Here is a 19,444-nt window from a genome sequence, read left to right on the forward strand (position 1 = left end):
CGCAACCCGCGAGAGCGAAGGGCGTTCCGGTGACACCGTCTCAGGGCTACAACCAGTGGCACATCTCGTCCCACTCCAACGGGGATCAAGGCGGCTGCGTCGATGTCGGTATCGACGCAGCCGCCCCCGAGGCCGAGGAGATGGCCATCCGGGACAGCACGCTCCAGGGCAGCGGGCCGGTCCTCGGCTTCCCCGCCTCCGCCGTCAGCGCCCTCACCAGCGCCGTGAAGACGAAGGGCCACCGTCTCGCGGGCGGCTTCTGACCAGCACGGCAACAGAAACGGTGGTCACGGCTGGTCCCGTACCCGAGCAGCGCGGTTGGCGATCTCGCTGGAGACCGGCTTGTAGTTGGCCAGGGCGGCCTCCACCGTGGCGCGGTAGGTGGCCAAGGCGGCCTCGAAGGTCGCCTCGGCGCCGGTCATCTCCTGGTGGGCATCGGCGATCCGGTGGCGAGCGGCCTGCAGGGCGGCCTGCCACTGCTCGCGCTCGGCGTCGGTGGCCGGGACGGTGCCAGGCAAGTCGGTGAGCGCGAGCAGCGGGTGGGTGAGGTCGAAGGTGACCTCGGCCCGGTTGCCGACGTAGGCCAGCTCCTCCACGGGGTTGAGCTGCTTCGGCTTCCAGCTGTCGGTCACTGGGACTCCTTGGCGAGCTGCTGGGCCTGAAGGGCCTTGTACTCCTCCGCCTCGGCCACGGTCATCCTGGTGATGAAGAAGTCGGCGCTGTGCCTGTCGCGGATCATCTTGTGGCCGTGCTCCTGGATGCGCGCGGCGACCCACTCGTACTCGTTGGCGACATCGGGCAGCTGGCCGGAGGCGAGGTCGGAGCTGGCGGCCCGCACTCCCCCCTCGAAGGTGTAGCTCACCGGGACCTGCTCGGCGGCCTTGACCGCCCTGAAGGTCTGGGCGTTGCGAGGCGGGTGAACGTGGAACCCAGACGTCAACGTGTCGGCGTTGTAGAGCGCCGCTCCCATTCGGGTGAGCAGCGCCTTCACGTCGTCCATGCCGATCTTCGGGCGGGTGTGGAGCCGCTCGTGCTCGGCGTCGTCGATGGCCTGCTGAGCCTTGGCTCGCCAGGCCGGGGCGTGGTCGCCGAGGCAGTCGAGGGCGGTGGCGGCGGCCTTGCAGCGGCGGCACCACTTGACGGGGAGCTTGGTGCCGGTCGGGCACCCCCGGCGGGGTCCGTCGTGCCGGGAGTTGTAGACCTCGTCCGCGCCGGTGACGGCGAGGTCGCCGATGTCCTCCAGCCGGACCCCGGGAAGGGACTTCTTGGCGACGGCCGGGCAGGCGGCGGTGTGGATGGTCGGGACGAGAGCGTCGGCGGGGAAGCTCTCAGAGATGTCGATCTTGGGCCGGGCGATCACCCAGTCCCGGCTGCCGAGCACCGCATCTTCGGCAGCCAGTTGCTGCTCGGCCTGGCGCCCCTGTTCCGCTTCGGCGCGCTCGCGTTCGGCTTCGAGGCTGGCGGCCATCTCCTCGTAGCGGGCGGCGATAGGCTCTCCGGCGTGCTGCTGGTACAGGCGCTCGGCCGCTCCTACGCGGTCCTGGTACCGCTGCAGGGCGAGTTCGAAGACCTTCTCGTGGACCTTCAGGTCAGCCAGAGCCTCGTCAACCATCTCGGTGTAGACGTCGTGGGCGGTGGCCCAGATCTCGACCTCGACCCTGGTGGCCTGGATCGGCCCCTCGCCGCTGCGCGCGTCGTACTCGTCCAGGGCGACGTCGACGGCCTGCTCGCGAAGGGCGGCGGTGACGAGGCGGAGCTTGCCCAGACGGCCCTGGGTCAGGTCGGAGTCGTAGTCCGTGCGGTCATCCGTGGTCGTGCGCCACAGCAGGGGGCGCTGGTCGGTGTCCATGGCCCGGAATCTAGTACACCCACAAGAGCATGCGCAAGTGAGTTCACTAAACCTGTCAGGCCGCCAGCCCCGACTCGCGGCTCTGCAGCACCCCCAGCCGCATGCACTCCATCCTGACCGGCATCGGACCCGGCCAGCCCGGCCAGGCCGACAGGACGCCGTTCGCTGTCCTGATCCCGCGCCGCCACGCCTTGTGCAGCCCGATCTCCTGGAGCGTCACCCCGGCGCGCAGGGAGACGCCGTGGCGGTGGTTCGCGGCCAGCGTCACCCACATCCCGACCCTGCCCCCGGTCAGCCCGGCGGTCAGCGAGGCCCGGCCGCCGCTCTCCCACTGTCGGACCGCCCGCGCGGCCACCGGGGACAGGTCGACGCGCTCGCGCTCCCCGAGCCCCTCCACCCGCTGCGGATTGCGCTGCAGCCAGACGCTGCGCCGGTCGGCCCCGAAGTCGTCGGGGAAGAGCGCGGCCAGCTCCCCCGACCGGGGCGCCGACTCGACCACGACGTGCGCCATGGCGACGAAGCGCTGCCACTCCAGCGACCCGGTGGGGCGCTGAGCGTGCTGGAGCAGCAGGCCCTGGAACATGCGCAGCTGCTGGCCGGAGACCGGCTGCTGGGCTTCCCAGTCGTACGGGACGTACTCGGTGATCTCGATCCCGGCCTGGGCCGCCAGCCGCTCGACCCACAGTGTCCGGACGTTGCCGCTGTTCGAGGTGGACGAGTCCTTGGCCGGGCGCCGCGAAGGGTCGCGGAAGGCCCCTTCCTTCGCCAGCCGCCGGAACTCGGCCTGGCCCCGGCCGGTGAGCAGGGCCGACAGGCTGACCTCGGTCTCGGGGGGCAGCTCTCCCGAGGTCACGGCCCGCTCCAGCTGACGGACGACCATGTTCAGCTGCCGCGCCTGCTCCTTGCTCCACTCCTGGGAGGCGAGGAGGCGTGCGTGCACGCTGGCCAGTTCGGCCAGGGAGATCGGCTGCTGCCCGCTGCTCATGGAACAACACTAGGCGGCGGCTGCCGGGCCGCGCCAAGAAGTCACGTGCGCTGAGCCCCTCCGGTCCGGGTCCGGGAGGGGCTCAGCGCTGTGCGGGTTCCGGCTGTGGCTAGTCGAAGTCCTCGGGGCGCAGCGGGTTGTCGTTCCTGAAGACCCTGGTGTCGTTGTGCCAGGACCAGTCCGGGACGGAGTTCAGCAGGTACTTCTCGTGCGGCCAGGGCAGGCGTCCGGCCCAGTGGTCGGTGCGGATCACCCGAATCCAGCGGGCGTAGGGCAGGCCGGTGGGGCTGCGGTGGTCCCAGGCAGGGACGTGGTCGTCGGACTCCTCCAGGTAGTGGAACAGCTCGTCGGTGTTCGCGCGGAAGATCTTCAGCTGCTCTTCCCGGCTGGCAAGGATGATCTTGGTGGCGTTCTGGTAGTCGTCGAGCTGGCTTGCCGTCAGCAGGCCCCGGGAGGCGCTGTTCCGGCAGTACGCGGCGAAGTCCTGCACCTTGAAGCCGCCTTCGAGTACCGGGGGTTCGGCATCGTCCCAGAGCGCCTGCAGCGTGTCCGTGACGGCGTCGATGCCGGTCTGCCAGCCCACCGCTGCCGCGCGGTCGAGGTACTTCTTCACCTGGTTGCCGCCGTTGCCGAGGCGCCGCACCCAGCGGCGGGAGCGCAGCTTCTCGATCTGCTCGCCGAGCAGCAGGCCGTCCTCGGTGACGTAGTCCACGGGGACGTCGATGTGGCCCCAGGTGCGCGCGTACACCTCCAGGGCGACCAGCTCCGGCCGGACCCACTCCCAGCCGTCGATGGCCTCGACAGCGGCCCGGATGGCCGGGTCGAGCTTGCCCTGGGCGTACTCGCCCCGCCACGACGAGACGGTCCGCCCGTACGTGAAACCCGTGGGCGTCGTGGCGTCGTACGGGATGTTGCAGTGCTGGTTGAAGCCGACGAAGGTCGCGATGGCCTGCACGGCCTGCACGCGGCGCTGCTCCGCGAACGACCTGCGCTGTTCGGCGTCGGAGCGCAGGTCGGCGCCTTTCGCCTTGAGAGCTTCCAGGCGCTGCACGACCTGCGGGCGGGCGCTGCCCTGGGCGATGCTGGCGCGGGTGTCGGCCCACCACCGGTCGAGGCGGAAGCCGTTGACGGCCGTCCCGTCGGGGACGTTGCTGTGGCCGTGGGTGCGGACGAAGTCGGTGATCAGCCGCAGGCCCTCGCCGGTGTCGGCGGCGCGGTTGCCCTTGCGGGTCAGTTCCTGGTCGAAGGTCCACCCGGGCCGGGAGCGGAGCAGGATCTCCTCGGCCAGGGAGAGGCGTCCGGACCAGTGCTGCACGCAGATCTGGTTGATCCACTTGCCGAGGCCCTGGCAGAACGTGTCGATCACGTGGGGGTGCCGGGGCTCGGGACCGTTGTGGGCGAGCCAGCGGTCGAGGTTGTGCAGCCAGTGCAGGCGGGTGCCCCACTCGTGCGCGCGCCGGGGGGTGGAGGGCTTGTTCGGCAGGATCGGGATCGAGGCGACGGCGGCCCGCAGCGGGTCGTCCTGGGGCCGCTCCCACAGGTCGGTGAGCCACCAGGCCAGCGGGTCGCTGTCCTCGGGGAGGCGGCCGTCGTGGTCGACCAGGTGGCGGATGACGCGGGTCAGGTCGTTGACGAGGCCGGGGGTGTTGTCGAGGGTCTTCAGGATGTCCGGAGCGGGCGCGGTGGTGGTCACTTGGCGCTCCCGGCGGCGGGCAGCGGAACGACGGGCATGTGGTAGGTGCGGCCGGAGGCGGCCTCGTGGCGGCGGGTGGCGTCGTCGGCTTCCTGGATGATCTCCTCGCTGGTCTCCTCCATCAGGGCCTCGAAGACGGCGGCGTCGCTGGCGCCGTCGGGTCCGTCGTAGCCGGTGACCAGGTGGGCGCCGACGCCCAGGAGGGTGCCGTCGGGGAAGCCGGAGTCGGGGGCGTCCAGGGGCAGGGTGTCCTTGGTGCCGGGCGGGCGGCCCTCGGGGTACCAGCGCTGCTCTCGGCGGGCCGCCTCGCGCTCCATGGAGCGGTCGTGGATGCGGACGAAGACGGAGCCGACCATCACGCCGACGGTGAAGAGGTCTTCCCAGTCGGTCATGACCAGGTCGGTGGCGTCGGGGAACCAGCGGCGCAGGATCTGCGCGAGGTCGGCGTCCGGGTCGTCCTGCTCCTCCAGAGCGCTCAGCGGGGTGGAGGGGACGGTGAGGGTGACGCCGTGGCGGAGCTGGAAGATGTGGCTGACACCCGGGTAGGGCAGCGCGGGGGCGGTGGGCAGGAGCATCTGGTAGCGGGCGTTCTTGGGCTCCTTCTGGCCCTTGAAGTCGTTTCGGTCCAGCCAGCCGGACTCCAGGGTGACCGGGTGGCTGTCGGTTCCGGTGACGGTCCGGCCGGAGTGGTCGACCAGGGTGATCGGCTCGTTGTCGGGGGTGCGGGCGGCCCGGGAGAGCAGGTGACGGTGGGCCAGGAGGCGGTCGGGCACCTGGTACTGGTCGGACGGGTGGGCGGTGGGCAGGAGGCCGCGCAGGGCGAGTTCGGCGAGCGCGATGTGCTGGGCGTTGCGCTCGCGCGGGTGGGTCAGCCAGCCGCCGGTGCCGTCGCTGGTGATCTGGGCGACGGCGTCGATGTTCTCGGCGTCGTGGACCAGCAGGGCGAGGGAGTCGGGGTGGGAGTTGGGGTCGCGGTAGTCGCCGGGCGGCCAGGCGGCGCCGGGGTCCTCCTCCATCAGGTAGGTGGTGCAGCGCAGCAGGTCGCCGGTCAGGGCCTCGGCCAGGGTGCCGGTGTGGTGCTGGGCGAATCCGGCGAGGGCGGTGGCGGGCTTGCCGCCGAGGGCGGCGACGGCACGGCACCACCACACCAGGCGGACGGCGGGGCGGCTGGTGCGGTCGAGGCCGTAGGAGAGGGCGCGGGTGGGGGCCTGGGGGCTGCGGGAGAGTCGGGCCTTGAGGCGGGCGGGGAGGGTGCGCAGCAGCTCGCTGTCGATCTCGGCCTGCGGGATCGGCAGGCCGTTGATCAGGCTGGTGCCGATCTGCTGCACGCGGGGGCGCTTGCTGTCGTCGCCGGTGTGCCAGTGGCGGATGGAGCTGTGCAGCAGGTTGACGGTGTCGCCGTAGCGGTTGGCTGCCTGGCCGAGGAGGGTCTGGGTGCCGTTGCGGCTGACCTGGCCGACGACGACGTGGACGGGCAGGGCGATGACGGAGGCGAGGTGGCGCGCGGTCTCGCGCAGGATCTCGTCCTTGGCTTCGCAGGCGGTGCGCAGGGTGGTGACCACGCGGAGCAGGGCCGGGCGGTCGAGGTTCCAGGCGGCGTCCATGTCGGCCGGGTCGATGTTCAGGCGCTGCAGCATCTCGGGGCGCTGCAGGGTGGTGCGGGTGGCGTAGTAGCGGCGCATGCCGTCGGCGATGCGCAGCCGGTGGTCGGCCGGGGAGCCGTCCTTGAAGGTGAGGGTCTGCGGGATGACGACGAGGGGGGTGTGGATGCCGCCCTCGTCCGCCATGATCCACAGGTCGCTGTCGGGGTCCTCCTGCTGCTCGTAGATCCGGGCGTTGTCCGCGAGGTGCCAGTTGCGGTCGGCGAGGTTGGGCCAGGCGATGGTGGCGCCGCCGCTGGTCTCCTCGACCGTGCTCCTGCTGGGCAGCGGGGGTACCGTGCCGCCGGAGCTGGAACGGGTGAGCTTCTTGGTGATGTGCCGCTGGATCTCGTCGGCCGGGGGGCACAGCCACGGTGCCCACATCCGGGTGGTGAGGATCAGCAGGCTCTTGCCCTGGATGGTGGACAGGCCCGCCAGCGGCTGGGTGAGCTGGACGCGGACGGCGGCCGGGTCGGTGCTCGCCTGGGCGAGCGCCGTGCTGGTGTCCTCGTCGAGCTGGAGGGTGCTCTGGAGGCGCTGGGCGAGCTTGCGGACCGCGTCGGCCTTGGCGGGCAGCGGCGGCAGCTCGAAGGTCCCGTAGCCGAAGGTGGACGGGGTGTCGTCGATGGACGTCATCAGAGGTCACGTCGTTTCTGCCACGACGCACGGACGGCCGGAACCGGGGGTTCGACGGACGGTGCGATGAGTGTGGCGTAGGCAAGCGGGTCAGGGTTCCCTGCGGAGGGCCTGGCCGGTCACCGCGACGGTCCCCAACGTGGTCGGGGCGTGGCCGGAGGCGAAGCGGAACGGGTCCGAAGGGGCCTGCCACGAGCTGCTGGTCCTTCCGGCTGAACCGGACGCGGACGGGGCAGCGGCTCGACGGCTGCACCGCCAACGATAGACCACACCGGCCGCTGGAGCGCAAGTCCCCAGGTCGACGGCCAAGCCGAAGTTGCCCGTGGGCAGTTCGTGATCTGCCAAGCTGTCTCCATGACCGAGACGACGTTCCCCTACCGGCTGGCCGACAGCTCCGGCGAGGGCTGGCTGCACACCGGCGACGGCCTCTACAGCACGTTCCCCCGCACCGACCTGGGCGACATGGAGTACGACCAACTCGTCTCCGAGCGAGGCCCGTTGAGGGAGATCGCCCCCGAGTCGGCCGAGGACAGCCAGGCCATCCAGGAGGCCCTCACCGCAGCGGGGAAGAAGGCCGTGATCACCCTGCTCGCCGCCCTCTACGCGACTGCCCGCAAGGTGATGGACCAGAGCGGCGGCCGGATCGCGGTCATGACGGCCGGTCGCCCCGGCTCCTGGGAGGCCGACCGGCTCAGGAACCTGATCTGGGAGGGCGACGGCGTCAAGCCCAGCCGCGTCGACCAGGCCGCCCTGGACACGCTGACCGGCATCTTTGAGCGCTGGGTCCTCACCGGCGACACCGTGGTGGAGATGGCCGAGAACCTCGCTGGCGACGTCGCCCAGGTCGCCGGGAAGATCGGCGGCTGGAACGCGATCACCGACCAGTGGGTCCGCAGCGCCCAGTACGCCGAGAGTCTCGGGACCTGGCTGGTCGGCGCCGACTACCACTCGTGAACAGGGCGCGAGCCAGTAACTCCGCCTGAAAGTCGGCGACTTGGAGGGGCAGGCCGATTCTTGCCCCTCCGGCCCGCTTCGGTGCTATGGTCCTCGCCGAGGGACGGAAGCCCCGTTCCTCACCCCGCTGATCCAGGGACGGAAACCCCGTTCCGAGGAAGGACCCAGCCATGCAGCTGGAGGAGATCACCGTCCGCGCTCTGACGGACGACGAGATCAAGGCCCTCACCCCCGAGGACGTCATCTACGTCCCGGACCCCGATTTCAAGCACGACCCGTTCAAGCACGACTCCGACCCCAACCCTCTGATCCTGATCCTGGTCGAGGCGCGACGTGCCGAGCGCGGTGAGTACTACCTGAAGCAGGGCAGCCTGCAGGTCCAGAACATCTACGGCGTCGAGTACTGGGTACCGGCCACGCAGGTGTTCACCGCCGACCCCGACGGTCAGGCGATGCCCAAGTTCTCCACCGCCGGAACGAACCTCTCCCTCGCCCTGTACATCCCCGGCATGAGCGAGGAGGAGGCCAAGACCGCCGTCTTCGACGCGCTGCGGGCCAAGTTCGGTGCTGGCGTTGTCCAGGTGTGGAACGCCCGGACCCGGCCCGTGAAGGACCTGCGCTACGACGTCTACGAGGAGAAGATGGTCTACCAGCCCGGCCCCTCCAAGAAGGACCCCGGCACCTACGTTGCAACGCGGGTCCGAACGGTCGCCAACGGCGTCCTGGGCGGGCAGGTCCAGTACCTTCGCGGGCAGAACGCTGGCACCAGGCTCGTCACTGAAATCCATATCCCCGCAGAAAGCGTCACCGAGACGATCTGATCGGCACGGATTCCCCAATGATGGGGAATCGCATTTCCACACGGGGAAATGGTGTGGTGCACTTTCCCACGCAGTGACGAGTTCGGGTGCCATCCCTGGTCCGGCTCAGCTGGTGGGGCCGGAGGTGGTAGCCCGGCCCCACCAGCGGCATTTAACGCTGCCAGGGTTCGAGTTCCGGTTCGACGTTCTTCCAGGCCACGATCCCGAGCGATGCACTGCCGGGGCCCCACGGTTCCTTGCGGGCCCGGGTGGCGTAGCCGTCCTCCCGCAGGGTGGCGGTGATGAGGGTCTGGGCTTCCGTCCAGTGCTCCTGGTAGCGGGCGAGCTGCGGGTCGGGGAACCAGGCGACGTGGGCGCAGTCGACGGCGCCCAGGGGCCGCAGGGTGGGCTTCAGGTCCCATACGACGCAGCCCTTCCCGATCCGGGACGGGACCTTCTCCAGCGGGCGCTCCCCGTACACGTAGTTCTGCATCATCAGCCGAGCGGCTTCGAGGACGCGGCGCACGCGCTCCTGCTCGTAGGCGGCCTTGTTGATGCCGTACTCAAAGTTCGGCCGGGCGGGACCGTAGGTGGCCCAGGCGTTCGCGGGCTTCCTGGGGGGCTCCACGCCGGGCGCCATCCGGTAGACGAGGATCTCGGCTCCGGGGTGGTGGGTCGGGGTCCAGAGGTCGCTGTGGAACTCGGCGACGTAGCCGAGGGACTCCAGGGCGGCCACCGTGGCGGCGATCCGCTTCTCCCAGTGCGCAGCGGCCCCGGTCGGGATCGTGCGCTTGCGGTAGTCGTTGCTGTACTGGGGGCGGTGGGCGACGTCGGGGTACCAGTTGACCACCACGCACAGCTCCGCCCCGTCCGGCCAGCACTCCTCGGGTGCCTGGAGCGCCTGGCACCAGCCGAGGCCCTTCGGGAGGACCCGGTGGCCTTGGGCGTCCACACCTTCGCCGAGGCCGAGTCGCATCAGGTCCTCGTTCACGATGTGCCTGGCGCCGAACGGCCGGACCGGTTCGTACGGGGGCTCGTCGTCCTGCTGCTGGGGCTTGGGCTCCGACGTCTCGGCGGGTTCGCCGTCCTTCACGATTCTCAGCATGACGGCATTGTGAATCATTCTCGGAAGGTTCTTCAACGATTCCAGAAAGTACGACTGCCGTGGGATTGCATATGCAATCCCACGGGACTTATGGGTTCCGGAAAGGCCAAATGGGTGACACTCGCTACTCGCCTCGGTACACTACTTGCCATGTTCGACGGACTCCGGAAGAGAATTGATCGCTGGCTAGCAGAGAAAGAAGCCAATCCCCCTCCGTTCCCACCGGAATTCTACGTAACCGATAGAGGAATTCGATTCCGCTCATGGCTCCTCGTCAGTACATTCTTTACGGGATTGGCGGCCGTAACGGGAGCCCTGGTCTACTTCGCTTTGTCTCTGCTCTTCATCGTGCTCTCCCCTAATCTCGCAACCGCCATGGAGGACTACTGGGAAACGGTTCTCTTTTCGTTTCTCGTCGGGGTCCTTTTCATGGTGCGCCATGGCAGTGAGATCGTCGACGGGCTTCTGTGGCAGGGAGCCAAGAAGGCGGCAGCACGGTATTCCGAGGAGCCGGAGGAAGAGTAGGTAGCCCGTGATCGCGGTAGCCTCCATCGGACCGACCTTCCAGCAGCTAACACCATCTCAGACAGCGGAGCAGCCATGTCCGACAAGGCAGAGGACCACCCGGACGTGCAGCGGCTCCTCGCTGCGTACCAGCGGCTGCAGGAGACCAGCCTCACCTTGCTGGCACTGACCGCCCAGATCAGCGACCTCGGCCCCTACGGTACCGAGGAGCTGCCAGACGCCCTGACGGCACTGCGCTCGCTCGTGGAGCAGGAGTTCTACGTCCACGAGTTGGCAGAGGTTCTGCGGTCGGTCTCCTGCGCCTATACCGTCGACCCGCTCGCCGCCCTGCGCCTGGGCGGCGAGGACCCGTTGGCGCTGACGGGGGCCATCATGATGATCCGGGGCACGCTCAGCCAGCTCGATGAGCTGGGTGAGCTGTTTCAACTTCCGGTCCTCACCGTGAAGTTGCCGGTCGACCTCGGCTGGGAGCAGCGCCAGCCCGGGGGCTGCCGGTGCGCCTGCCAGTTCTTCCACCAGGCACCCGGGGTCTGCCTGCGGGCCGGGCAGCCGGGCCTGTTCGTCCGGGTGGTCTCCAGGCAGGTCTTCTCCCCCGAGCCCGCCGAGGTCGAGACCGGCATGGTGGTGGTGTGCCTGGACTGCTACCAGGCCATCGCCGCCCGGCAGGACGGCGTGGCCTCCGGTCAGCAGTAGGTCAGGCGACGGTCTCGCCCGCCTCCCAGGCCGCCGCGACCGTGTCCTGGTCCACGTCCGGCGCGAGCTTCGCCCGCCGCATGTCCTCGCACCGCACGTCGGCGCTCAGGAGCGCGATCGTCTCGCCGTCGCCGTCGTACAGCTCGAACGAGTGGCCGTCCCACTCCTCCGGGACGGCTCCCGAGAGGGTGCCGAAGTCCCCGCCGCTGATCTTCTCGCCGTCGCTCGGGCGCAGCACGATGTACGCGCGCAGGATGACGACGTCCGGGTTCGTCTTCTTGGCCATGCCGAGTAAGCCCCTTCCTGGGGTGATGTGGTGGAGGTGGTCGGCGATCACCGACAGCACTGACGCTACGCATCGAGCCCCTGTGCTTCAACTGTCCTCACACCGCAGGAATTTGGCCGCTCGGAGGGGAAGATCGCTGCTCTGGCTGCCCCGAAGCAGCGCCTGGTGGCGGTGCTGGATGCGGCTCGGCTGCCATCAGACGCAACGCACGACGCTTCAGGTCCCCGCAGCTCGACCCGCCTTGAATGTCACCGTTCTATAACGATGAGATCCGCCCCTCGCGCAGCAGTAGGTCAGGTGACCGTCTCGCCCGCATACCAGTTCTCCGAGGAGGTGAAGTGCCATGTCCAGGGGACTGTCCGGCATGCGTAGATCCGGCGCTCCCGTCGTGCCTCGTTGCCGCGCACGTCGTGCAGGATCTTGAATTCGAGAAGCTGCTGTTCGGCCTGGTCCCACGTAAAGGGGATCTTCCCGCACACGCAGCGGCTGGGCTTCTGAGCCTGGCCGCTCCTGTCCCATGCCTCCAGGGCGTCGTCGCACCACGTCGTCAGGGGGGTGATTTGCTCAGCAGCAGCAGCATTCAGTTGGGTGGAGATGGCGATGTTGCGCTGCGCTGAGTCTCCAGCCTCCTCCACCACAGTGAGCCGTGCCCCCATCTGCAGGGCCTTCGAAGCTGCCTGTGCAATGAGCGTCTCGATCTGAGGCGATCGGGAGCGGAGGCGGACGGCGCTTCCGGCGAGGAGGCGGTTCCATGCCAGTGCGGACGTGTGGCGCGAGAAGTGCATCTGGATGGGTACTGGAGCCGTGATCCGCAGCATGGTCGCCAGGGCGCAGACAACCTCCAAGGTCTCCAGATCCGCACACAGCCCCATATCGGCGACTAGATGCCTGGTCTTATTCCGATGCGTGTAGCTGCGTACGACGTGGACTTTCCCGGCGCCTTCGCTCCAGATTCCGCGCACCCTGACGCGCTGGCCGTTCCGGAGCTGCTTTTGGCGGCTGATTCGTGGGTGAATCATTTGCATGAAGGCGATTATCTAGCACCAATCCAGTCGGCATCGGGGGTTTCACGAAACATCCCATCCTTTCCAGAAATGAAATATAGAGAGTTGATAATCAAATCCTCTCGATGGGACCGGAGAGCCGCCTTGGATGTTACTCATGAGTAGCTTGCGGTAATGGAGGTTACCGCAGGCTACTCATGAGTAGCCTGTAGCGTGGGCTGGACATGGTTCCATCTCACGCCCTTGAGGACCGCCGGTGACCGCCACCGAGATCGTCGACGCCGAGCTGGTCGACGAGCAGCCGCCCGAGGCTCCGCCGCTGCGCGGGACCTCCCTCGTCGTCGCCGACGGCCGGGCTGGAACGCGCCCGGGTCTGTCCGACGCGGCCCGGCGCCGCCTGGAGCAGTCCACCCCGGAGGAGACGCGCCGCGCCTACCAGCGCGAGTGGAACCGGTTCTTCGCCTGGTGCTGGAAGAACGCCGTCCGGCCGCTGCCGTGCACCGACGACGACCTGTCCAACTGGGTGGCCGAGCGGTGTGATAGCAGCGACGGCATCTCCGCGATCCGGCAGGGCATCGGCGCCGTGGTGATGGCGCACGAGACCCGCTACGGAGTCGGCAAGGGGCCCAAGACGAAGGAGAGTTGGCGCATCCTCTCCTCCTACAAGCGCGAGCGGTTCGACGCCGGGCACCGCGCCGACCAGGCCGCCACCTTCAACGCCGACCAGCTGCGCGAGATGCTGCTCACCATCCCGAACGACCACCCGGCCGGGGTCCGCGACCGGGCCCTGCTGTGCACCATGGTGGCGTCCATGAACCGGCGCAAAGCCTGGAACTCCCTGGACATCGAAGACGTGACCGAGGACGAGCTGGACCCCGAGTCGGCCGACCAGGAGCTGCTGGCCGACCTGCGGGCGTTCGTCGGCCGTTCCAAGACCGACCAGGCCGCCCGGGGGCGCACGGTCGTGATCCCGCCCGGCGAGCACGAGCTGTCGGACCCGGTGGGGAACCTGCAGGCGTGGCTGTGCGAGATGGGCGTCCAGGGCGTCACCACCGGCCCGCTGTGGCGGCCTTTCAGCCGGGGCGGGCGCATCCTCGACCGGCGCCTGAACACCGACCACGCCCGCCTCCTGGTCCGCGACGCCGCTGCCCGCGCTGGGCTCAAGGCCCCGCACGGGCGCACGTTCAAGGCCCACTCCACCCGGGCCTCCGCCGTCCGCATCGCCCGCAAGGCTGGGAAGACCTGGTCGTCGATCGAGGAGCAGGGCGGCTGGGTGCCCGGCTCCACGGCTGCCAAGGGATACGACCGGCCGGAGGAGGAGGAGAACGCGATGCGCGGAGCGGGCCTGTGACCCGCCCCGCGCACCCGGCGCCCTACCGGAACCGCACCGTGGGCACCCGCCGGGCCGAGGCCATCCACCCTGAGTGGGTGTTGATCGCCTCCAGCATCTCCTCCGTCGTCGGGTGCCGGAGGTGGGGCAGCCAGACCACCACCAGCTGCGCCCGACCTCGGGCGAGGTCCCACCACAGGGCCGGGGGCTCGTCCAGCTCCATGATCACCTCCACGGCGCCCGGCTCCCCCGGCTTGTCGAACGCCAAGGTGACGGCGCCGGTGCCGTCGTCCCAGAAGCACCATGGCGACGTCATCGGGGCCTCCTGGTCGAGCGGAGTCAGCGAGGCGTAGGAGGGGAAGGTGTCGATCTCGGCCTGGCCTGCTCCGCCGTACGGTGCGAGCACGACGGCGGCCATCAGGGCATCGCCGACGGGGAAGGCGGTCGGCTGGGCCAACAGCCGTGGAATGGACGGGACTTGCTGATCCTCGGTGCGCGGGGTGTGCATCGCGGTCACCGGTTGGTGGGGAGGACGAGGTTGACCCACTCCTGGGCGTTGCCGGGCTCGAACTGGCTCCAGTCCTTCCCCGGGGCGGGCGTCCACCCGGCCACCTGCTCGTAGCCGGAGTGGCGGCTGGGGAGGACCATGTAGCCGTGCTCGATGAGCCGGTGCCCGGCGGAGGCCGGGCGGAAGTCGTCCCAGTCGTAGGTCAGGTGCACGAGGTCGGCTCCGCCCTTGGGGTCGAGGACGCGGAGGGTGAACGGCCCGGTGGTGTCGGCGCTGCAGACGGCGGTCAGCGCGACGGCCCGCTCCCGGGCCTGGATCGCGGCGATCCGCTCCGGCGACCCGGTCGGCATCGCGGCGATCTCTTCGTCGGAGAGCAGCTCTTCGGCGGGCTCGGCGGGCAGGAGGGCGGTGGTGAACTTGGCCCCGGATTGGGCGGCTTGGCGGGCCCGGCGGCTGGCGGTCGACTGGTGCTTCGGCGACACGGTGCGCTCCTTGACGCGGCGGACCCCACACCTCCGCCGGATCGGATGCACGTCGGCACGATTCCAGTGGACGCATTCGCTCTGCACGGGCCCCGGGAGACCTTCACCGAAGCGGTCGGCGATGTGGGCGCCGACCACGGCTCACGGCGTGCGTGGCTTGCCGCGTGGCGACAGTGTAGCGGTGCCGTCACTGACTGTCTACCACTTCCGGGCGCCACTGTGCCCCGGGCCCTGCTGTTCAGGGTCCGGGGCACGGGCTGGCCGTTAGTCCTGGGGCGCTGGGGTCGCCCAGGCCGGGGTCGAGGACTGCGGGTCAAGGTCGAACTCGCCGTCGCGGGCGCCGAGGACGAAGGCCCTCCACTCGTTGGGCGTGTAGGTGAGGGTCGGGCCGTCCGGGTTGCGGCCGTCCCGCATGACGATGTAGCCCTCGACGAAGGCGATCTGGATGATCCCCTCGGGGTCAGCGGAGATCCATTCGGCCCCGGTGAGGTCCAGGACGGGCTTCCCGTTGGACGGCAGGTCGGGTCCAGCGCTTTCGTCGGTCATGGGGTGGGTGGGTGCCCTTCTGGTTGCGGTTCGTGGATCAGCGTACCGCTGGGAGCCGACGCCGGTGGGCGGGTTGGACGAGCTGGTCAGCGGGGGCTGGCGGTAGCGGCCACGGCGTCCCAGAAGTCGTTCATCCGGAAGTGGAAGAGGCCCATGCCGTGGTCGGTCCAGCTCCCGATCGGCTTGGTGATGATCTCGACGCCCTCCAGGGTCTCGGGGATGTAGCCGTTGCCCCAGCCGAAGTCGATGCGGGGGCGGCGGATGCCGTCGGGGTTGCCCTGGTCGGTGCGGATCAGGCTGGCGGTGCCCTGCAGCTCCTGGCCGAGGTGCTTGTGGGCGTGCAGGGCGAGGTCGGTGAACCCGGCCCGGGTCATGACGTCCCAGGGGCCGGTGTCGTGGCGGCCGTCGGCGGTGGTGCGGTTGGCCCGGAACGGCAGGTCGGTCACCACGTCCCAGTCCGGCAGGGTGGCGCGGTCGGCTTCGTCGCCGCTGTAGGAGTTCTGGTCGCCGAACCACAGGCAGGGGTAGGTGGTCTGGACGCGCTCGCCGAAGCGGTCGTCCGGGTCCTTGGGCCGCTGCTCGTTCTTGCCCCACTTGACCATCATGAGGGCCTCGCGGCGGCGCCACTCGGCGTCGTTCGAGCACAGGTGGTAGGAGGCGAGGTTGAGTTCGGGGCTGGCCTCGGTCCCGGCCCGGACGGTCTTGATCTGGCAGGCCGGGTGCCACCAGCCGGTCTCCTGCGGGTAGTCGGCGACCACGCGCAGCAGCTGCTCGTTGACGAAGATCCCGGGGGCGTTGGGGCTCTCCCGGGTGCTGGAGGCGGCGATGTAGCCGGTCATGCCGAGGGCGTGCCCGGCGGCGAAGAGCAGGCGCTTGCCGTTGGCGCGGGAGTGGGTCAGCTCCTGCCGGGCGATGGCGGCGATGCGGTACTTCCGCGTGAGCATGGCCAGGTAGGCGTGGGCCTCGCGCCAGTGCGCGGAGTTCTCGCCGCCGAAGTCGTGCTCACCGTTGAGGTTCACGAACGTGATCAAGGACAAGGTCAGGCCCCTCTTGGAGGTGAATCCCGGTGTGGTGGCCCTGTCCCGGCCGAACAGCTGAAGGTGATTTTCTGACCGATCAACCAGCTACTGTCATGGCTCGGCCGGGGCAGGGAGTCTCGGGTTCGTCGGAGGCCCGGGGGTTTCCGGCGCCTCGGGCCTCCGACAGGCGGGTGGGGGGAACCGCCTTGGTCCGCACGCGAGACCTACCGGGGAGCTGGGGTCTCAAGCGGTGCGGGCCGCCCCGTGCGGCAACCTGCGCGGGGCGTTCGTGGGTGGTGTGGGTGCCCCTTCCCGGCTGGGGCTGGTACTGCTACTACCGGGCCGGTCCGGCGGCTACTGGATGGCGCGGGCTCGTGCGGCGACCCCTTCCAGGTGCTCCTGGAAGATCTTGGGTGCGTCGGGGCCCGCGAGGGTGTACAGCGCGACCATCCCGGTGAGGATGGTGTCGCCGATCTCCTTCTTGACGTCCTCCCACGTGTGGGTGATGCCCTTGCGGGGGTTTTGACCGAGGACTCCGCTGACGGCCTCGTGGACCTCGCCCACCTCCTCCCCGATCTTCATGATGCGGAGGAGGCGTTCCGTCTCGGGCGGCAGGGTGCTCTTGCCGTCGAGCCAGGCGACGAGATCGCCGATGTGGTCCCAGGTCTGCTGTTCCATGCGTTGCGTCCGCTTCGGGTCGGGGCGCCGTCGCTCAGAACAGGGTGGTCTCCGGTTCGGGCTCCGGCGTGCTGGTCGGGTCGGAGACCGTGAGGTGCTGGTCCCCGGTCACGTCCACGCGCAGGGTCAGGCCCGAGTGGTCGGTGAGGTTTTTCTCGGTGCGGGGCTCGTGGACGTACGCACAGGAGTGTACGAGGCCGAGCAGGGGGGTGGAGACGAATGCGTGGTCGTAGCGGTAGCCGTCGTTGGTCCGTCCCACCCAGGAGTACTCCTGGGCGCCGGGGTGCACGTGCCGGAAGGCGTCGTGGTAGCCGGTCTTGCCGAACCAGCGGTAGTAGTCGTACTCGAAGGGGCGGAAGATCGGGTAGCGGGGGCGGTGGTCGGGTTCCAGGATGTTGAGGTCGCCCATCACGATCCTGGGGGTGCCGGTGCCCTCGGGGGTGCGGTCCTGGCACTCGGCGATGAAGCGGGCCTTGCGCTCGGTCTTGGCGGCGGTGGCGTCCCTGGAGGGGACGTAGAGGCCGAGGATCTCCAGCGGGCCGTCGGTGGTGTGCACGGCGGTGGAGACGGCCCGGTAGGGCAGGTAGTCGAGCGTGACGGGCTGGTGCGCGGCGAGCCGGAGCCGGGAGACGATCATGACGCCGCGCTCGCCCTTGTCGGGAACGGGGTAGGCCACCTCGTAGCCTGCGCTCCGGAAGCGGTCGGCCAGGTAGGCGCAGCCGGGTCCGGGGGTGGTCTCGGTGAGGACGAAGACGTCCTCGGGGCGCTGGGCCAGCCAGGCGAGCTGGCGCTGTGCACGCTCCAGCGCCGGGCCGCCGATGTTGAAGGTGAGAAAGCTCAGGCCGGGTCGGGCCGGTGTCGCTGCCTCAGTTGCCACTGGTTCCCCTCCGCAGGGTGCCGATCCTGGAGACGATGATGTCGGCGACCCGCTCAGGGCTGCGGTTGGTGCAGTCGATGATCAGGGTGGGGTAGCCGACCTTTTCCAGGAAGGTAGCGGCTTCCTCATAGAGGGCGGCTTCCTTACGGCTGCTTCCGGGCATCTTCTCGAAGCGGCTGTGGGTGCCCCGGGCGGTCAGCCGGGCGTGGATGACCTCGGGGTCGGCGGTGAGCACGACGGTCAGGTCCGGGGTGATGGCGTGCTGGTTGATGGCCCAGATCGTCGTGGGGTCGATGCCGTCGAGCCGCTGCAGCACCAGGGAGGAGCCCACGTAGCGGTCGCACAGGACGGTGTCGCCGCGTTCGAGGGCGGGGGTGATCTCGGTGGCGATGTGGTGGTAACGGTCGGCGGCGACGAGGCAGGCCAGCGACATGCCGGTGTAGGTCTCGGTGCCGTGCCGGGCGATCTCGCCGAGGTTGGCCCGGGAGGGTTCGGTGGTGGCGTGGACTGCCGTTCCGGCTGTGGTCAGGAGGTGGCCGACGGCGGCGACGGTGGTGGACTTGCCGACGCCGCCGGGGCCGTCGAAGGCGACAAACAGGCCGCGCTCGGTGTCGCTCACGAGACGGCCACCACGGGCAGCAGGGCGCGCTTGTTCGGGGCGACGGGGCACATCTCGGCGTCGAGGGCGCCGATGCGCTCCCCGGCGGCGACCACGGCGGCCGGGCATCCCTTGCCGCAGCCGTCTGCCATCGAGCAGCTGCCGCAGGTGGGGTTGGCTCCGACGGTGTACCGCTCGTGGAAGTTGTAGGCGTCCAGGCGGTCGGCGATGTCGGTGTCGGTGAAGATGTTGCCGACGATGAACTCGGTGTCGGCGTGCTGGGAATTCGGGGTCCGGGCGGCGAAGACGAGGTAGGGGCAGACGGTGACCTCGCCCGGGGCGAAGACGTAGATGATCGTCCCGGCCTCGCAGTTCGCGAGGGGTTTGGTGTCGTTGGGGAAGCGGATGTGGACCAGGTCGAGCTGGTCGCTGGCGAACGGGGAGGTGAGGTCGTGGATGTGCCGCATGTGGTCGTCCGACCGGGCGAGCTTGTTCTTGCTCTTGACGCCGCGCCCCATGCTGGAGAGCGGGTTCATCAGGACGTAGGAGGCGCCCTGCTCGCTGGCGAAGGCGCACAGCTGGGCGTACTCCTCGTCCTCGGCAAGGTTGTTCGGGGTGCAGAGCAGGCCCTGCAGGAGCCCGGCCTGGGCCAGCCGCTTCACCGTCTCCACGGTGGTGTAGAACGACTCGCGGTCGCCCCGGAACTTGCCGTGGGAGTCGGCGGCGAAGCCGTCCAGGCTGACGTTCACGTGGATGTCGCCCATCTTGGCCAGGGCCGTGATGTGGTCGTCCGTGATCAGGGTGGCGTTGGTGCACAGTCCCACGCCCATGCCCGCGTCGCGGAAGGCGGCGGTGACGGCGAGGAAGTCGGGGTGCAGGAACGGCTCTCCGCCGGTGAGGGTCACCCGGGTGACCCGGGCCGCCTTCAGCTGGGGGATGACCTTGGTCCGGATGTCCTCCAGCGGCATCGTCACGCCGGTCTTGAGGGCGCTGACGAAGCAGTGGGCGCAGCCGAGGTTGCAGGGCTCGTTGATTTGGACGAGCGCCTTGCGGTAGGGCTCCACGACGGAGGTCCGGAAGTAGCAGGACACGGCCTGCTCGTCCGTCATGATCCGGCGTGCTGTCTTCTCGCTCATGGGTGTCCCCCATCAGGCCGGAGGCACTGCTGCGCCCCGTGGTGGCGGGGCGTCTCGGTGCTTGGGCCGTGCGTCGAGGTGGTCAGCGGGGACCGGGCCC

Annotated in this window: 22 protein-coding genes; 6 read left to right on the top strand and 16 right to left on the bottom strand. The window is 69.5% G+C overall.

The annotated features are described in order from the left end of the window. The first annotated feature begins 29 nt into the window (after positions 1-29). Positions 30-263, top strand: coding sequence for a DUF397 domain-containing protein (locus FHX73_RS42755; RefSeq protein WP_145911533.1), 234 nt, complete (start codon positions 30-32; stop codon positions 261-263). Positions 264-287: 24 nt separating this feature from the next. Here the strand turns inward: FHX73_RS42755 and FHX73_RS42760 are convergent, their stop codons facing one another. The 5 genes from FHX73_RS42760 to FHX73_RS45900 all read right to left on the bottom strand — a co-directional run bounded on the left by FHX73_RS42760 (position 288) and on the right by FHX73_RS45900 (position 6,803). Continuing rightward, complete coding sequence (locus FHX73_RS42760; RefSeq protein WP_145911534.1) at positions 288-632, bottom strand: hypothetical protein; 345 nt, start codon at positions 630-632, stop codon at positions 288-290. Continuing rightward, positions 629-1,849, bottom strand: a complete 1,221-nt coding sequence (locus FHX73_RS42765; protein ID WP_145911535.1) for a hypothetical protein — start codon at positions 1,847-1,849, stop codon at positions 629-631. Before FHX73_RS42765 ends, FHX73_RS42760 begins: the two co-directional genes overlap by 4 nt. A gap of 55 nt (positions 1,850-1,904) precedes the next feature. Then, complete coding sequence (locus tag FHX73_RS42770) at positions 1,905-2,834, bottom strand: hypothetical protein (protein ID WP_145911536.1); 930 nt, start codon at positions 2,832-2,834, stop codon at positions 1,905-1,907. A gap of 109 nt (positions 2,835-2,943) precedes the next feature. Continuing rightward, positions 2,944-4,527, bottom strand: a complete 1,584-nt coding sequence (locus FHX73_RS42775; protein ID WP_145911537.1) for a helicase associated domain-containing protein — start codon at positions 4,525-4,527, stop codon at positions 2,944-2,946. After that, positions 4,524-6,803: a hypothetical protein gene (locus FHX73_RS45900; RefSeq protein ID WP_211786513.1), complete on the bottom strand. Its 2,280-nt coding sequence runs from the start codon at positions 6,801-6,803 to the stop codon at positions 4,524-4,526. The genes FHX73_RS42775 and FHX73_RS45900 overlap by 4 nt, the downstream gene beginning before the upstream one ends. 354 nt (positions 6,804-7,157) lie before the next feature. Between FHX73_RS45900 and FHX73_RS42785 the strand changes: the two genes are divergently transcribed. Together FHX73_RS42785 and FHX73_RS42790 are read left to right on the top strand one after the other, a co-directional pair. After that, positions 7,158-7,757 carry a hypothetical protein gene (locus FHX73_RS42785; RefSeq protein WP_145911538.1) on the top strand — a complete coding sequence of 200 codons (600 nt, stop codon included), beginning with the start codon at positions 7,158-7,160 and terminating at the stop codon, positions 7,755-7,757. 170 nt (positions 7,758-7,927) lie between these two features. Next, on the top strand, positions 7,928-8,578 hold the full coding sequence (locus FHX73_RS42790; protein WP_145911539.1) for a hypothetical protein: 651 nt from the start codon (positions 7,928-7,930) through the stop codon (positions 8,576-8,578). A gap of 151 nt (positions 8,579-8,729) precedes the next feature. Here the strand turns inward: FHX73_RS42790 and FHX73_RS42795 are convergent, their stop codons facing one another. After that, the gene (locus FHX73_RS42795) at positions 8,730-9,662 is read right to left on the bottom strand and encodes a hypothetical protein (protein WP_145911540.1); all 933 of its coding nucleotides are present in this window, start codon (positions 9,660-9,662) and stop codon (positions 8,730-8,732) included. 150 nt (positions 9,663-9,812) lie between these two features. On the opposite strand from FHX73_RS42795, the gene FHX73_RS42800 reads away from it, so the two are divergent. Both FHX73_RS42800 and FHX73_RS42805 read left to right on the top strand, forming a co-directional pair. Then, a complete protein-coding gene (locus FHX73_RS42800; RefSeq protein WP_145911541.1) occupies positions 9,813-10,187 on the top strand; it encodes a hypothetical protein in 375 nt (124 codons plus the stop codon). A 75-nt stretch (positions 10,188-10,262) separates the two neighbouring features. After that, complete coding sequence (locus FHX73_RS42805) at positions 10,263-10,880, top strand: DUF6372 family protein (RefSeq protein ID WP_145911542.1); 618 nt, start codon at positions 10,263-10,265, stop codon at positions 10,878-10,880. A gap of 1 nt (position 10,881) precedes the next feature. On the opposite strand, the gene FHX73_RS42810 is transcribed toward FHX73_RS42805, so the two are convergent. Beyond that, a complete protein-coding gene (locus tag FHX73_RS42810; RefSeq protein WP_145911543.1) occupies positions 10,882-11,166 on the bottom strand; it encodes a hypothetical protein in 285 nt (94 codons plus the stop codon). A 293-nt stretch (positions 11,167-11,459) separates the two neighbouring features. Then, entirely contained in the window at positions 11,460-12,191 is a 732-nt protein-coding gene (locus FHX73_RS42815; RefSeq protein WP_145911544.1) for a hypothetical protein, read from the bottom strand. A 235-nt stretch (positions 12,192-12,426) separates the two neighbouring features. Here FHX73_RS42815 and FHX73_RS42820 point away from each other — a divergent pair, with 235 nt between their 5' ends. Next, entirely contained in the window at positions 12,427-13,521 is a 1,095-nt protein-coding gene (locus tag FHX73_RS42820) for a site-specific integrase (RefSeq protein ID WP_145911545.1), read from the top strand. 22 nt (positions 13,522-13,543) lie between these two features. Here FHX73_RS42820 and FHX73_RS42825 read toward each other — a convergent pair whose 3' ends face one another. The 8 genes from FHX73_RS42825 to FHX73_RS42860 form a co-directional block, all read right to left on the bottom strand. Continuing rightward, positions 13,544-14,017 carry a hypothetical protein gene (locus FHX73_RS42825; protein WP_145911546.1) on the bottom strand — a complete coding sequence of 158 codons (474 nt, stop codon included), beginning with the start codon at positions 14,015-14,017 and terminating at the stop codon, positions 13,544-13,546. Then, positions 14,014-14,490, bottom strand: a complete 477-nt coding sequence (locus tag FHX73_RS42830; RefSeq protein WP_145911547.1) for a hypothetical protein — start codon at positions 14,488-14,490, stop codon at positions 14,014-14,016. Before FHX73_RS42830 ends, FHX73_RS42825 begins: the two co-directional genes overlap by 4 nt. 264 nt (positions 14,491-14,754) lie before the next feature. Then, the gene (locus tag FHX73_RS42835) at positions 14,755-15,036 is read right to left on the bottom strand and encodes a DUF397 domain-containing protein (protein WP_145911548.1); all 282 of its coding nucleotides are present in this window, start codon (positions 15,034-15,036) and stop codon (positions 14,755-14,757) included. Between the two features lie 86 nt (positions 15,037-15,122). Continuing rightward, on the bottom strand, positions 15,123-16,073 hold the full coding sequence (locus FHX73_RS42840) for a hypothetical protein (RefSeq protein ID WP_145911549.1): 951 nt from the start codon (positions 16,071-16,073) through the stop codon (positions 15,123-15,125). A 336-nt stretch (positions 16,074-16,409) separates the two neighbouring features. Further along, positions 16,410-16,733: a MazG-like family protein gene (locus tag FHX73_RS42845; RefSeq protein WP_145911550.1), complete on the bottom strand. Its 324-nt coding sequence runs from the start codon at positions 16,731-16,733 to the stop codon at positions 16,410-16,412. A gap of 34 nt (positions 16,734-16,767) precedes the next feature. Further along, positions 16,768-17,610, bottom strand: a complete 843-nt coding sequence (locus FHX73_RS42850; protein ID WP_246214239.1) for an endonuclease/exonuclease/phosphatase family protein — start codon at positions 17,608-17,610, stop codon at positions 16,768-16,770. Next, positions 17,600-18,229 carry a dTMP kinase gene (gene tmk, locus FHX73_RS42855; protein WP_246214240.1) on the bottom strand — a complete coding sequence of 210 codons (630 nt, stop codon included), beginning with the start codon at positions 18,227-18,229 and terminating at the stop codon, positions 17,600-17,602. The genes FHX73_RS42850 and tmk overlap by 11 nt, the downstream gene beginning before the upstream one ends. Then, the gene (locus tag FHX73_RS42860; protein ID WP_145911552.1) at positions 18,226-19,344 is read right to left on the bottom strand and encodes a radical SAM/SPASM domain-containing protein; all 1,119 of its coding nucleotides are present in this window, start codon (positions 19,342-19,344) and stop codon (positions 18,226-18,228) included. Before FHX73_RS42860 ends, tmk begins: the two co-directional genes overlap by 4 nt. Positions 19,345-19,444 lie beyond the last annotated feature (100 nt).

Origin of the sequence: Kitasatospora viridis, from assembly GCF_007829815.1 — a bacterium.
Taxonomy (GTDB): Bacteria; Actinomycetota; Actinomycetes; order Streptomycetales; family Streptomycetaceae; genus Kitasatospora; species Kitasatospora viridis.

Bases quoted from the DNA above. Each gene is read 5' to 3' on its own strand.
- FHX73_RS42765 (WP_145911535.1), bottom strand. From the start codon at position 1,849: ATGGACACCGACCAGCGCCCCCTGCTGTGGCGCACGACCACGGATGAC.
- FHX73_RS42770 (WP_145911536.1), bottom strand. From the start codon at position 2,834: ATGAGCAGCGGGCAGCAGCCGATCTCCCTGGCCGAACTGGCCAGCGTG.
- FHX73_RS45900 (WP_211786513.1), bottom strand. From the start codon at position 6,803: ATGACGTCCATCGACGACACCCCGTCCACCTTCGGCTACGGGACCTTC.
- FHX73_RS42785 (WP_145911538.1), top strand. From the start codon at position 7,158: ATGACCGAGACGACGTTCCCCTACCGGCTGGCCGACAGCTCCGGCGAG.
- FHX73_RS42790 (WP_145911539.1), top strand. From the start codon at position 7,928: ATGCAGCTGGAGGAGATCACCGTCCGCGCTCTGACGGACGACGAGATC.
- FHX73_RS42795 (WP_145911540.1), bottom strand. From the start codon at position 9,662: ATGCTGAGAATCGTGAAGGACGGCGAACCCGCCGAGACGTCGGAGCCC.
- FHX73_RS42800 (WP_145911541.1), top strand. From the start codon at position 9,813: ATGTTCGACGGACTCCGGAAGAGAATTGATCGCTGGCTAGCAGAGAAA.
- FHX73_RS42805 (WP_145911542.1), top strand. From the start codon at position 10,263: ATGTCCGACAAGGCAGAGGACCACCCGGACGTGCAGCGGCTCCTCGCT.
- FHX73_RS42810 (WP_145911543.1), bottom strand. From the start codon at position 11,166: ATGGCCAAGAAGACGAACCCGGACGTCGTCATCCTGCGCGCGTACATC.
- FHX73_RS42815 (WP_145911544.1), bottom strand. From the start codon at position 12,191: ATGCAAATGATTCACCCACGAATCAGCCGCCAAAAGCAGCTCCGGAAC.
- FHX73_RS42835 (WP_145911548.1), bottom strand. From the start codon at position 15,036: ATGACCGACGAAAGCGCTGGACCCGACCTGCCGTCCAACGGGAAGCCC.
- FHX73_RS42845 (WP_145911550.1), bottom strand. From the start codon at position 16,733: ATGGAACAGCAGACCTGGGACCACATCGGCGATCTCGTCGCCTGGCTC.
- FHX73_RS42860 (WP_145911552.1), bottom strand. From the start codon at position 19,344: ATGAGCGAGAAGACAGCACGCCGGATCATGACGGACGAGCAGGCCGTG.